Origin of the sequence: Nocardioides marmoribigeumensis (assembly GCF_031458325.1) — a bacterium.
Taxonomy (GTDB): Bacteria; Actinomycetota; Actinomycetes; order Propionibacteriales; family Nocardioidaceae; genus Marmoricola_A; species Marmoricola_A marmoribigeumensis.
In genome coordinates this window covers 789,928-803,456 of record NZ_JAVDYG010000001.1, presented here as the reverse complement: position 1 = coordinate 803,456, position 13,529 = coordinate 789,928, and the positions used below count along the sequence as shown (strand labels likewise).

Sequence of the window (13,529 nt, the reverse complement as noted above, 5' to 3'; positions counted from 1 at the left end):
CATGGCCGACGAGACTGGCCGTCCGGGCCGCATCCTCGAGGTCGACGACGTCACCCTGCGCTTCGGTGGCCTGACCGCGCTCGACCAGGTCTCCCTCCACATCGAGGAGGGGGAGATCCTCGGGCTGATCGGCCCCAACGGCGCCGGCAAGACCACCTGCTTCAACGTCATCACCGGCGTCTACGAGCCCACGATGGGCCAGGTCCGCTTCCGCGGCGGCTCGCTGGCGGGCATGAAGAAGCACCAGATCACGCGCCTCGGCATCGCGCGCACGTTCCAGAACATCCGCCTGTTCAAGTCGATGACGGCGCTGGAGAACGTCATGGTCGGCGCCGACGCCAACCACACGACCGGGGTCGTCTCCGCGTTGTTCCGCACGCCCAAGCACCGGCGCGAGGAGGGGGAGGGCCACGAGCGTGCGATGGAGCTCCTCGACTTCATGGGCCTGACCAAGCGCTCCGGCGAGCTCGCCGCCAACCTGTCGTACGGCGACCAGCGGCGGCTCGAGATCGCGCGCGCGATGGCGACCGAGCCGGCCCTGCTCTGCCTCGACGAACCCGCCGCGGGGTTCAACCCGCAGGAGAAGGTCGAGCTCATGGAGCTGATCCGCCGGGTGCGGGACCGAGGCTACACCGTGCTGCTGATCGAGCACGACATGCGGCTGGTCATGGGGGTGACCGACCGGATCGTCGTCCTGGAGTTCGGCAAGAAGATCGCCGAGGGCACACCGGCCGAGATCCGCGACAACCCGGCGGTCATCGCCGCCTACCTGGGAGTGGACGAGGATGCTTCTTGAGGTCGAGGGCCTGTGCGTCAACTACGGGCACATCGAGGCCATCCGTGACATCTCCTTCACCGTCGAGGAGGGGCAGGTCGTCACCCTGATCGGGGCCAACGGCGCCGGCAAGACGACCACCCTCAAGACGCTGTCGGGGCTGCGCACCGTGCGGGCGGGCAGCGTGGTGTTCGAGGGCAGGGACATCACCAAGGTCCCGGCCTACGAGCGGGTCGCGCTGCGCATCAGCCAGTCGCCCGAAGGCCGCGGGGTCTTCGTCGGGATGACCGTGCGGGAGAACCTCGACATGGGGGCGTTCGTCCGCAAGGACCGCAAGACGCCGGCCTACACCGAGGACCTCGACCGGGTGTTCGACCTCTTCCCCCGGCTCAAGGAGCGCGAGAAGCAGGTGGCCGGCACGATGTCCGGCGGCGAGCAGCAGATGCTGGCGATCGGGCGCGCACTCATGGCGCGTCCCCGGCTCCTGCTGCTCGACGAACCCTCGATGGGCCTGGCCCCCAAGCTGATCCAGCAGATCTTCTCGATCATCCGCGAGATCAACCAGCAGGGGACCACGGTCCTCCTGGTGGAGCAGAACGCCGCCCAGGCGCTCAAGATCGCCGACACCGCCCACATCCTCGAGACCGGTGAGATCGTGCGGACGGGCACGGGCAAGGAGCTCGCCGGCGACGACTCGGTCAAGGCGGCCTACCTCGGCGGGGACCTCTGAGCCCCAGCACCTGAGCCGGCGGTCAGCGCAGCAGCACCAGCAGCTCGACGAGCAGGGGAGCGGCCACCAGGCCGGGCAGCAGGTCCCCGACCGGGAGGCGCCGCACCCGCAGCAGGTTGAGGCCGAGGCCGAGCAGCATCAGGCCTCCGGTCGCGCCCAGGGCCGCGAGGTGGGCGGCCGGGAGCACATCACCCACGAGCACGCCGACCAGCGTCAGGCCGCCCTGCACGACGAGGACGACGAGGGCACTGGCCGCGACGCCCCAACCGAACGACGCGGCGAAGGCGATCGCGGCGAAGCCGTCGAGGGCTGCCTTGACGTAGAGCTGCTCCGCGCCGCGGCCCAGGCCGTCGTCGAGCGACCCGAGCACCGTCAGCGGGCCCACGCAGAACAGCAGGGAGGCGGTGACGAACCCCTCGACGAACCGGGCGCGGGCGGCTGACGGCCCGTCCGCGACGTGCTGCGGGCTGTCCGGCGAGGTGGGCGGGGTGAGGCGGTCGCGCAGCCATCCGCCGAGCCCCTCGAGCCGGTCCTCGACCCGCAGGAAGGACCCGGTGATGCCGCCCAGCACGAGGCTCCCGAGGACGACGAGCACCGGGGCCTGGTCGCCGACGGCCCTCGCCAGCGCGGGGTCGAGGACGTCCACGACGCTCAGCCCGGCGATGAGGAGGGTGACCAGACCGAGGCAGTCGGTGACCGTGTCGCGCACCCGCTGGGGGAGCCGGTCGCCGACCAGCACACCGAGCGAGGCGCCAACCAGAACAGTGCTCATGTTGACGAGCGTGCCGGTTCCGGGGAACACTCGAGTCCTCCTCTTCCCGGGTTCGTCCCGGGGCAGGACATCTCACCACGGTCCCGGGCTGGGGTACGCCCGGGGTGTGGTGCCTGGCATGGCCGGTCGGGTCGACGGGCATGACAACTTCAGATCTCGGGTGGTTTGCTCCGCGCCCCCGCGCGGACCTGTGTGGGAGGAAGCACGTGTCGCGCACCCCTGTCGACGTACGAGACCTGGGACCTCAGGACGGGCCGGCGCTGGCGCGCCTGTGGCACGACCTGCCCCACCCCGCTGAGTGGGACGAGCACACCGACCTGGCTGCCATGGTCCTGGCGGCGCTCGCCGACGACCCGGGCTCCCGGGTCCTGGTCGCGGAGTCGGGGGGCGAGGTGGTCGGCACGGCCTACCTGCGCGCGGCCCGGCTCTCGCCGCTCCTGAGCGAGGAGATGCTCAACGTGAGCCACCTGCAGGTGGAGGAGTCCCAGACGCGACGCGGTGTCGGCCGGGCCCTGCTCGAGGCGGCCCTGACCCACGCCGAGCACCACGGCATCCCGCACCTGCTGGTCGCGGGTGCGGTCAACGACCGCGAGACCAACCGCTTCCTGGCGCGTCTGGGCCTGGCCCAGGTGGCCGTCGTCCGCGGGTCGACGGTGGCGGCCCTCCGGGCGCGGATGCCGGTGGAGCCCTCGGTCGCCGCCCGCTCCACCCGGTCCAAGCACGTGGGGCAGGTCGTGGCTGCGCGTCGCCTGCAGCGTCGCTCGCGGGTGCGCAACGCCGTCTCCTGAGGAGGCCGGCGACCGCCGTCCTGCCTGTCGGTGGCGGCGGTTAGCATCGCGGGATGGCTGACCCCGCGGTGCCCGGCACGCGACCTCGACTGCTCCTCCTCGACGGCCACTCGCTGGCCTACCGCGCCTTCTTCGCGCTCCCGGTGGAGAACTTCTCGACCTCGACGGGTCAGCACACCAACGCGGTCTACGGCTTCACCTCGATGCTGATCAACGTCCTGCGTGACGAGGCGCCGACCCACCTCGCCGTCGCCTTCGACGTCTCACGCCAGACCTTCCGCTCCGAGCAGTACGCCGACTACAAGGCCAACCGCTCGGCCTCGCCCTCGGAGTTCGCCGGCCAGGTCTCCCTGGTCAAGGAGGTCCTCGACGCCCTGCGCATCCCCTACGTCGAGAAGCCGGGCTTCGAGGCCGACGACGTGATCGGCACGCTGGCCACCCAGGGGGTCGCCGAGGGCTTCGAGGTGCTCATCTGCACCGGTGACCGCGACTCGTTCCAGCTGGTCAACGAGCACACGACGGTCATCTATCCGATGCGCGGCGTGTCCGAGATGAAGCGCATGACCCCCGAGGCCGTCGAGGAGCGCTACGGCCTCCCCCCTCAGATGTATCCCGACCTCGCCGCGATCGTGGGGGAGACCTCCGACAACCTGCCGGGCGTGCCCGGGGTGGGGCCCGGGTTCGCCGCCCGCTGGCTCAAGCAGTACGGCTCCCTCGACGCCGTCATCGCCAACGCCGACAAGATCACCGGCAAGAAGGGCGAGTCGTTCCGCGAGCACCTGAGCGACGTGATGCGCAACCGCCAGCTCAACGCCCTGGTGTGCGACCTCGACCTGCCGCTGCACCCGCGCGACCTCGCTGTGCGTCCGTGGGACCGCCAGGAGGTGCACACCATCTTCGACTCGCTGGAGTTCCGGGTGCTGCGCGACAGGCTCTTCCAGACCCTGGAGTCCGCGGAGGAGATCGACGAGTCGGGGTTCGACCTGGCCACCACCACCCTGACCGGCACCGACGTCGCCGCCTGGCTGGACAAGCACGCGCCGGCTGGTGAGCGGGTCGGGGTCCAGGTCGTCGGCACGTGGCGCGCCGGGAGCGGCGAGGTCGACGGCCTGGCCCTGGCCACCGAGGCCGGTGCCGCCTGGTTCGAGGTCACGGGGCTCGACGCCGAGGCCGACGCGGCCGTCGCCGCCTGGCTGGCCGACCCCGAACGGCTCAAGGTCCTGCACGACGCCAAGGGCCCGCTCCTCGCGCTGGCGGCCCGGGGCTGGGAGCTCGGCGGGCTCGAGCGCGACACCGCGCTGTCGGCCTACCTCGCCCGACCCGACCAGCGCAGCTACGACCTGGCCGACCTGACCCTGCGCTACCTCAAGCGCGAGCTCAAGGTCGCCGAGCAGGCCGACGACGGCCAGCTGACCCTCGAGGGACTGGGCGACACGGGGGCGGCCGACACCGCGATGCTGCAGGCGCGCGCGGTCCTCGACCTCGCCTCGTCGCTCGACGAGGAGCTCGCCGACCGAGGTGGCACCCGCCTGCTCGGCGAGGTCGAGCTGCCCCTGGTCCACGTGCTGGCCGGCATGGAGCGCACCGGCATCGCCGTCGACGTCGAGCTGCTCGAGGGGTTGGAGTCCCACTTCGCCGAGGAGGTACGCCGCGCGGCGGCCGACGCGTTCGGCGTCATCGGCAAGGAGATCAACCTCGGCTCGCCCAAGCAGCTCCAGGTGGTGCTCTTCGACGAGCTCGAGATGCCCAAGACCAAGCGCACCAAGACCGGCTACACCACCGACGCCGACGCGCTCCAGGGTCTCTACGACAAGACCGAGCACCCGTTCCTGCTCCACCTGCTGCGCCACCGCGACGTGAGCCGCCTGCGCCAGACCGTCGAGGGCCTGCTCAAGACGGTGATGCCCGACGGCCGCATCCACACCACGTTCAACCAGCTCATCGCCGCGACCGGCCGCCTGTCGAGCACCGACCCCAACCTGCAGAACATCCCGGTCCGCACCGAGGAGGGCCGGCGCATCCGTGAGGCCTTCGTGGTGGGGCCCGGCTTCGAGTCGCTGCTCACCGCCGACTACAGCCAGATCGAGATGCGCATCATGGCCCACCTGTCGGAGGACGCCGGCCTGATCGAGGCGTTCCGGTCCGGCCACGACTTCCACTCGGTCACGGCCGCCCGGGTCTTCGAGGTCGACGCGACCGCGGTGACGGGGGAGATGCGGGCCAAGATCAAGGCGATGAACTACGGCCTCGCCTACGGCCTGTCGGCCTTCGGGCTGTCCCAGCAGCTCAAGATCGACACCGCGGAGGCGAGGGGCCTGATGGACGAGTACTTCGAGACCTTCGGCGGCATCCGCGACTACCTCGCCGGCATCGTCGACGTGGCCCGCCGCAGCGGCTACACCGAGACCATCCTGGGTCGCCGCCGCTACCTGCCCGACCTCACCAGCGACAACCGCCAGCGCCGCGAGATGGCCGAGCGGATGGCGCTCAACGCCCCGATCCAGGGGTCGGCGGCCGACATCATCAAGGTCGCGATGCTGCGGGTCGACCGCGCGGTGGCCGACCAGGGCCTGCGGTCCCGCATGCTCCTGCAGGTCCACGACGAGCTCGTGTTCGAGGTCGCCCCGGGGGAGCGCGAGGCGCTCGAGACCGTCGTACGCACCGAGATGGGGGCGGCGGCCGACCTCACCGTCCCGCTCGAGGTCTCCGTCGGCCTCGGACGCAGCTGGCACGAGGCCGCGCACTGAGCCCGACCGGCCGTCAGGGGGCACCCATGCGGCCCTGGACGCCGCCATCTGGCTGCGGCAGGGTGTGAAACGTGACACTTCGGTCAGAACACGTTCCCCGACCCCCGTCCCGGGGGAAGAAGGACTTTCTGCCCGAACTGACCCGCGAAACTGGTCATTTGACCAAGTTTCGTGAGAACGTGACGCCACTTCGCATTGTTGAGGACGATTCGCACTGTCATGTCGCATTAGGGCCACGGTCTGCGGCGTCCTTATAGTGCGGGAACACATTTGCCTGTGGAGAGCAGGCCATGAGCGGCGGGAACCGCTCAGTTAGAAGGGAGCGCGCATTCATGCGCAAAGAACTGTTCGTGGGGTTGGCCCTGTCCGTGGCCGCCCTTGCCGTCGTCCTGATCAGCGGGGCCCTCGACCTCGAGCTCGAGTCGGTGGCGCTGCTGGGGGCCGCGATGGGCGCCGTGGTCGGCCTCGTGCCGGACCGCACCGCGTCGATGCGGCTGGCCGGCTTCGTCGGGGGATTCGCCTTCGCCTGGATCGGCTACTTCGTCCGGGCCGCGCTCCTGCCTGACACCACCGCGGGACGGGGTGTCGCCGTCGCGCTCACCCTGCTGCTGTGCCTCGGCCTGACCCTCGCCCTGATGGGCCGACTGCCGCTGTGGGCGGTCCTGCTCGGCGCCGGCACCTTCGCCGGAGCCTACGAGTTCACCTACGCCGCGGCCCCGCCGGAGATCCTCGACACCTCGGTCAGCACCGCCACCACCGTGCTGCTGACCTCCGCGATCGGCTTCCTGTCCGTCGCGTGGTTCGGCCCCGAGCACGAGCACGCAGAGGAGCGGGAGCTGGCCGAGCGCCGTACCCCCCACGGCTCCGCGCGCGGCGCCACCCCCCAGCACTCCCAGGACGACACGGTCGGCCTCGACACCATGATGGGCAAGAACTGATGCGCACCCCCACCTCGACCGCGAGCCGGCTCGCGGCCCTCGTCGGCGCCTCCGCGGTGGTCCTCACCGCCGGCGCGTTCCCCGCTGTGGCGGCCACCTCCGGCTCGGACAACGGCGTCCAGGTCGTCAACACCGAGACCGTGCAGGCCTACACCGACGCCACCGGCGCGGTGAAGTCCAAGCGCATCTACGAGCAGCTCGCCCTCACCGGCAAGGGTGCGGTCGACCTGGCCAACCCGATCACCACCTCCGGCCTGCGCAACCTCGACGGCTTCGGCGGGTTCAAGGTCAAGGGCAACGACCAGATGGTCGACGTCAAGGTCGACGGCGAGAAGAACCTGCGGTCGGTCAGCGACTACAAGGGCGACCTGCCCCTCGACATCTCGATCGTCTACAAGCTCGACGGCAAGGAGATCAGCCCCAAGAGCCTCGTCGGCAAGTCCGGCGACCTCGAGGTCCTCTACACCGTCAAGAACGTCACCGGTCGCACGCAGACCATCTCGTTCACCGACGGCAAGGGCGGCACGGTCGAGAAGCAGTCCGACGTCATCGTCCCCATGGTCGGCAGCCTGACCGTGGGCCTGCCCTCGACCTTCCGCGACGTCAAGTCCGGTGAGGCCAACATGGCCGGCGACGGCGAGGGCGGCACCAAGCTCAGCTACACGATGACCTTGCTGGCGCCCCTGGGGTCCGACACCGCGACCTTCGGCTACACCGCCAAGGTGGTTGACGCGATCGCCCCCGACGCCAGCGTCTCGGCGCTCCCGGTCAACCCCCTGGAGAGCCCCAGCTTCAAGACCGCGGGCGACTCCTACAAGGGCGGTGCGCAGACGGGCGAGGAGCTCGCTGCCGGTGCGGCCGAGATCGACAGCAACCTGCTCAAGCTCCGCGACGGCGCTGGCGACCTGCTGGCCGGCCTGATCAAGCTGCGCAACGGCGCGCAGCAGCTGCGCGACGGCCTGCAGAACGAGGCCGCCCCGGGTGCGGCCAAGCTCGCCGACGGTGCGGGCCAGCTCTCCGACGGCGTCGGTCAGCTCAAGGGCGGCACGACCGAGCTCCGGGCGGGCGCCACCAAGCTCAACGGCGGTGCGCTCAAGCTCGACGCCGGCGCGGGCCAGCTCAACGGCGGACTCACCCAGCTCAACGACGGGGCGACGAAGCTCGACGGTGGCGCGAAGAAGCTCGACACGGGCGCCAAGAAGCTGCAGGACGGGGCCGGCCAGCTCGCCGAGGGCTCCGGCACCCTCGCGACCGGCGCCCAGACGGCGTACGTCGGCAGCCAGCAGATCGCGGCCGGCCAGGCCAAGCTCCTCGTGGGTCTCCAGACCCTTAAGGCCGGCGTGGAGGCGATCGACGAGACGGTCAAGGGCCAGCTCGACGTCAGCCCGGACTACCAGCGACTCATCGGCACCCTCGGCAAGATCGTCACCGGCATCGGCAGTCCTTCGGACACGACGACGGACACCATCCTCGGCGGACTCAACCTGCTCAAGTACGGCCTGCGCAGCCCGCTCGGAAAAGACGCTTGTGACCAGGACGAGTCGACGGCGACCCTGGCCGACGACTGTGGCGCAGCGGATGCGGCCGAGATCATTGCTGGCAAGTTCAATGTCGGGGTCGACGACATCTCGACGTCCTTGCTGCCGGCAGCAGTGGGAAGCTACCAGGCGCTGATCACCCTCGCGGGTTGCGCTCCGCTCGTGAATGGCCTGCCGCCCGTCACGAACCTGGCACTCCCGGGCAACAACCCCTGCAAGTTCGCTACCGTGGCCGCCCTTGGGTACGGTGCGCCCGATGGCGGTCTTCAGCTCGGCCCCAACACGGTATTCGAGGACGGCGGACTCAAGGTTCAGGCCGATGCTGCCGCCAAGGCGCTGACCCGAGTCTTCGAGGGGCTCGATTCGAAAGCCCTGCCTGGCATCGCCCTGCTCAAGAAGGCACTCTTCAACGACCCCTGTGACCCGACCCAGACTGACAAGGACGCTGCGGACTTCTGCGGAGTCTCGCAGGCTGTCCAGCTGATCCAGCAGGGCATCCCGACTCTGGTCGACACGGTCGTCAACGGCATCCAGGGTCAACTGCTGGCCGGCCTCGGCTCGGCCGACAAGGGCTGCAACCCGGAGGAGACCCTCATCTGCGCCGCGGCGGCCCTCGCCGCCGGGGGTGCGGACCTCGCCGGGACCGATGGCCTGGGTGCCCTCTCCGCAGGTGCGGGCAAGCTGGCCGCCGGTCTGACCGACCTCAAGGCCGGTGCGGACCAGCTCTCCGACGGCACTGGCCAGCTCAGTGGTGGCACCGGTGACCTGCTCGCCGGTGCGGGCAAGCTGTCCGCCGGTGCGGGCAAGCTCGCCGACGGCACGGGTCAGCTCGCCGACGGCACGGGTCAGCTCAGCGCGGGTGCGGGCAAGCTCGACGACGGTGCGGGCAAGCTCGCCGACGGTGCGGGTCAGCTCGACGCGGGTGCCAACAAGCTCGCCGACGGCCTCTCGGCCGCCGCGGGTGGCTCGGGCCAGCTGGCCGACGGTCTCGTGACCGCCGCCGGCGGTGCGCCGAAGCTGGTCGACGGCGCTCAGCGCCTCTCGACCGAGGGCACCAAGAAGCTCGTCGCGGCCGGCCAGGACACCGCGCAGAAGTACGGCGAGCAGTACGCCCTGCTGGTCGCCGGTGCCAAGCGTGCCCAGGAGGAGAAGATGGTCGTCGGTGCTCCGGCGGACGCCATGGGCCTCGCGGCGTACAGCTACGAGATCAAGGGTGAGGACGGCGAGGGCTCGCGCAACCTGATGCGCGGCGTCGCCGGGCTGGCCCTGCTGGGCGCGGGCGGTGCGGTCTTCGCGCTGCGTCGCCGCCTGATCTGAGGCACGCGCCCCGGCCGCTGAGCCGGGGCGCACACGACACACGAGGGTGTCGGTCCCGCGAGGGGCCGGCACCCTCGTCGCGTGGCGCCCGGGTCCGGTCAGGGAGCGGGGGGAGCGGGTGCGTCGGCACCGGGGTCGACCGCCGTGGGCCGGTGGCGGCGGTGGGCGGTCTGGCTGAGGACGACGAGGACCCCGAGGACCACGACGTGGACCGCGGCGACCACCTCGAGGAGGTGGGCGACGGTGTGGGCGGGCTGTGCCAGGACGACCAGGGCGACCAGGCCGAGCCAGATCACCCCCACCGAGCGGCGCGACTGGCGAGCGACGGTGCTGTAGACCATCAGCTGCTCCATCGCCCAGAGGGTGCCGATCGCGGCGAAGGCCCAGATCGCCGGCTCGAGGTCGGCATACTCCGGGCCGCCGACGAAGACCACCGCCAGCGACCGCAGCATCCCTGCCCCGGCGGTCGCGACGAGTCCCATCGCGAGGACGACGCCCAGCGCCGAGATCTCCATCCGGCGGCGCACGGCCGGGTCGTTCATGTTGGGGAAGGCGATCACGACCACGAACTGGGGCAGGAAGAGGACGGCCTTGGCGAGGATCAGGCCGCCGGCGTAGAGACCGCTGTCGTGCTTGTCGAACAGGATGCGCGCCAGGATCACGTCGGTGTTGGTGAGCGCGAAGAACGCCAGCAGGGCGTGGGAGTTGTGGGCCACCTCGGTGAGGACCCCGGTCGCGGGCTCCGGGGACTCGTGCTCGGGGGCGGCGCTCGGCGCCGGGACCCGGCGACGCAGCGCGACCCACCCGATCAGCGTGGGCACGACGTTGCCGAGGGTGACGCCGACCATCGCGCCGGTGACGTCCTCGCGCCACACCATGCCGCCGAGACCGAGGAGCACGCGCCCGAGCCCGACCGCGGCGTACACCGTGGCGAGGGAGTACCAGCGGCGCTCGCCCTGGAGCAGTCCGGCCTGGGCGCCCATCAGGGTCAGCGGGAGGCAGGAGGCCGCGAGCAGCAGCGCCGCGGCGTAGCCGCCGAGCGGGCCGCCCGGCTCGAGCAGCAGCACCACGAGCGGCGAGGTGACCACCGTGATGCCCACGAGCGCCCAGGCGGCCTTCCACGACGCGCGCACCACCTCCGCCTCGGTCTCCTCGAGCCGGTGGGGGTGGGTCGAGACGCGGCGGGCCGCGGTGGCCTGGAGGCCGAGCTGGACCACGGCGGTGACGAGCATGAGGCCCATGAGGGCGGCCAGGGCGCCGTACTCCTTGGGGCCGAGGAGCCGCGCGGCCAGCAGGGTGAAGCCGTAGGTGCCGAGGTTCATCACCCCCATGCCGATCGCGATGACACCGCTCCCGGTGAGCCACGAGGGCAGGCGGGGGCGGGTGGACATCACCGGGGAAGCCTAGGAGACGGGGCTCGGCGGGCGGAGCAAGCGCGCCACGATGATCGCGGTGCCGGGGATGAGGCGACCGCGCAGCGGACCCCACCCGCCCCACACCCGGTCGAGGCCCTCGGGCCACTGCGGCTCGTGCAGCGCGGTGATCGCGAAGCCGGAGGCCCACAGCAGGTCGGCCCAGTCGCCGAGCGTGCGGTGGTGCTCGACGTAGCGCGGGCGCCCGTCCTCGTCCTCCTCGACGTAGGGCGTGCGGTCCCAGTAGGAGCTGGTGACCGTCATGCCCTCGGGTCCGGCGTCGTCGGGCATCGACCAGCGGATCGGGTGGGTGACGGAGAAGGCGAAGACCCCGTCGGGCCGGGTCACCCGGGCGACCTCGCCGACCATGACGTCCCCGTCGGCGACGAACTGCAGCGCACCGAAGGAGGAGAAGACCACGTCGAAGGCGTCGTCGGGGAAGGGGAGGGCGGTCGCCGTCGCGCACACGGTCGGTACGACGACACCGGTCGCCTCGTCGATGCGGCGCGAGTGCTGCAGCTGGCGCTCGGACAGGTCGAGCCCGACCACCCGGGCGCCCTGGGTCGCCAGCCACCGGGAGCACTGGGCGGCGCCGCAGCCGACCTCGAGGACCTCGAGCCCGGCCAGGCCGGCCGGGTCGCCGAGGACCTGCAGGTCGCGCTCCTGGTGACCCTCCGGGCCCCAGACGAAGCCGACGTCGCCGAGGAAGTCGCCGTGGGTGGACTGGTACTCGTCGGCGTAGGCGTCCCAGTCGGTCCGGTTGGCACGGCGGGAGCCCTGCTCGTCGACGGGTCGCCGGACCGGGTGGACGCCGTCGGGCATCGTTGTCACAGGGTCTTCCTACCTCCTCCGGGTGCGGTCGGGGTCGGTTGGACCCGCTGCCGGGTGCGCCGGTAGAGTGTCAAGAGCGTGTGCGGTCCGCTCGAGCCTCAGACCGATGATCCTCCTGCTCACCTCCCCGGAAGTGAAACAGGCTGCCGCGCGCTCAGCCACGACCTCCATCCACCAAGGAATCCATCCTTCTTATGACGATCACCCCCACTCTCTCCGAGGCCCCGCAGGTCGCGATCAACGACATCGGGTCCATGGAGGACCTTCTCGCTGCGATCGACAGCACCATCAAGAACTTCAACGACGGCGACATCGTCGAAGGCACCATCGTCAAGGTCGACCGGGACGAGGTCCTGCTCGACATCGGCTACAAGACCGAGGGTGTCATCCCGAGCCGCGAGCTCTCGATCAAGCACGACGTCGACCCCTCCGAGGTCGTCGCGGTCGGCGACCACGTCGAGGCCCTCGTCCTCCAGAAGGAGGACAAGGAGGGTCGACTCATCCTGTCCAAGAAGCGCGCCCAGTACGAGCGCGCCTGGGGCACGATCGAGAAGGTCAAGGAGGAGGACGGCGTCGTCACCGGCACCGTCATCGAGGTGGTCCGCGGTGGCCTCATCCTCGACATCGGCCTGCGCGGCTTCCTCCCGGCGTCGCTGGTGGAGATGCGCCGCGTGCGCGACCTCCAGCCCTACGTCGGCAAGGAGCTCGAGGCCAAGATCATCGAGCTCGACAAGAACCGCAACAACGTGGTCCTGTCACGTCGCGCCTGGCTCGAGCAGACCCAGAGCGAGGTCCGCCAGGGCTTCCTGACCCAGCTCCAGAAGGGCCAGATCCGCAAGGGCGTCGTCTCCTCGATCGTCAACTTCGGTGCGTTCGTGGACCTCGGCGGCGTCGACGGTCTCGTCCACGTCTCCGAGCTGTCGTGGAAGCACATCGACCACCCGTCCGAGGTCGTCACCGTCGGTGACGAGGTCACCGTCGAGGTGCTCGACGTCGACATGGACCGCGAGCGTGTCTCCCTGTCGCTGAAGGCGACGCAGGAGGACCCGTGGCAGCACTTCGCCCGGACCCACCAGATCGGCCAGATCGTGCCCGGCAAGGTCACCAAGCTGGTGCCGTTCGGCTCGTTCGTCCGCGTCGAGGAGGGCATCGAGGGCCTGGTGCACATCTCCGAGCTCGCCGAGCGTCACGTCGAGATCCCCGAGCAGGTCGTCCAGGTCAACGACGACGTCATGGTCAAGATCATCGACATCGACCTCGAGCGTCGCCGGATCTCGCTGTCGCTCAAGCAGGCCAACGAGACCGCGACGGCCAGCGACGTGGAGGAGTTCGACCCGACCCTCTACGGCATGACCGCCTCCTACGACGCCGAGGGCAACTACATCTACCCCGAGGGCTTCGACCCGGAGACCGGTGAGTGGCTCGAGGGCTACGACGAGCAGCGCGCCGCCTGGGAGAAGCAGTACGCCGAGGCGCACGCCCGCTGGGAGGCCCACGTCAAGCAGCAGGAGGAGGCCAAGAAGGCGGAGATCGAGGCCGGCGAGGCCACCTCGTACTCCTCCGAGGCCGCCGAGGGCGAGGGTTCCCTCGCCAGCGACGAGGCCCTCCAGGCGCTGCGCGACAAGCTCACCGGCGGCAACGAGTGAGCTGAGCGTCCCGCTCGCTGACCAGCAGACGAGGG

General features: G+C 70.7%; 10 protein-coding genes. 7 read left to right on the top strand and 3 right to left on the bottom strand.

Annotated elements, in window-relative coordinates:
- Position 1: 1 nt before the first annotated feature.
- Both J2S63_RS03910 and J2S63_RS03905 read left to right on the top strand, forming a co-directional pair.
- Positions 2-796 (top strand): ABC transporter ATP-binding protein, encoded by a 795-nt coding sequence (locus J2S63_RS03910; protein ID WP_310298863.1) that lies wholly within the window; start codon positions 2-4, stop codon positions 794-796.
- On the top strand, positions 786-1,505 hold the full coding sequence (locus tag J2S63_RS03905) for an ABC transporter ATP-binding protein (protein ID WP_310298859.1): 720 nt from the start codon (positions 786-788) through the stop codon (positions 1,503-1,505). The genes J2S63_RS03910 and J2S63_RS03905 overlap by 11 nt, the downstream gene beginning before the upstream one ends.
- Before the next feature lie 22 nt (positions 1,506-1,527).
- On the opposite strand, the gene J2S63_RS03900 is transcribed toward J2S63_RS03905, so the two are convergent.
- Positions 1,528-2,307, bottom strand: coding sequence for a DUF554 domain-containing protein (locus J2S63_RS03900; protein WP_310298856.1), 780 nt, complete (start codon positions 2,305-2,307; stop codon positions 1,528-1,530).
- Between the two features lie 176 nt (positions 2,308-2,483).
- On the opposite strand from J2S63_RS03900, the gene J2S63_RS03895 reads away from it, so the two are divergent.
- From J2S63_RS03895 to J2S63_RS03880, 4 genes are all read left to right on the top strand, one after another.
- Positions 2,484-3,065 carry a GNAT family N-acetyltransferase gene (locus J2S63_RS03895; protein WP_310298853.1) on the top strand — a complete coding sequence of 194 codons (582 nt, stop codon included), beginning with the start codon at positions 2,484-2,486 and terminating at the stop codon, positions 3,063-3,065.
- Between the two features lie 53 nt (positions 3,066-3,118).
- Entirely contained in the window at positions 3,119-5,812 is a 2,694-nt protein-coding gene (gene polA / locus J2S63_RS03890) for a DNA polymerase I (protein WP_310298850.1), read from the top strand.
- 332 nt (positions 5,813-6,144) lie between these two features.
- A complete protein-coding gene (locus tag J2S63_RS03885; protein ID WP_310298849.1) occupies positions 6,145-6,750 on the top strand; it encodes a hypothetical protein in 606 nt (201 codons plus the stop codon).
- A complete protein-coding gene (locus J2S63_RS03880; protein ID WP_310298846.1) occupies positions 6,750-9,605 on the top strand; it encodes a hypothetical protein in 2,856 nt (951 codons plus the stop codon). The genes J2S63_RS03885 and J2S63_RS03880 overlap by 1 nt, the downstream gene beginning before the upstream one ends.
- Before the next feature lie 98 nt (positions 9,606-9,703).
- On the opposite strand, the gene J2S63_RS03875 is transcribed toward J2S63_RS03880, so the two are convergent.
- Positions 9,704-10,996: a lipopolysaccharide biosynthesis protein gene (locus J2S63_RS03875; RefSeq protein WP_310306582.1), complete on the bottom strand. Its 1,293-nt coding sequence runs from the start codon at positions 10,994-10,996 to the stop codon at positions 9,704-9,706.
- Between the two features lie 12 nt (positions 10,997-11,008).
- The gene (locus J2S63_RS03870) at positions 11,009-11,839 is read right to left on the bottom strand and encodes a class I SAM-dependent methyltransferase (RefSeq protein ID WP_310306580.1); all 831 of its coding nucleotides are present in this window, start codon (positions 11,837-11,839) and stop codon (positions 11,009-11,011) included.
- A gap of 203 nt (positions 11,840-12,042) precedes the next feature.
- Between J2S63_RS03870 and rpsA the strand changes: the two genes are divergently transcribed.
- Positions 12,043-13,494, top strand: coding sequence for a 30S ribosomal protein S1 (gene rpsA, locus J2S63_RS03865; protein ID WP_310298844.1), 1,452 nt, complete (start codon positions 12,043-12,045; stop codon positions 13,492-13,494).
- Positions 13,495-13,529 lie beyond the last annotated feature (35 nt).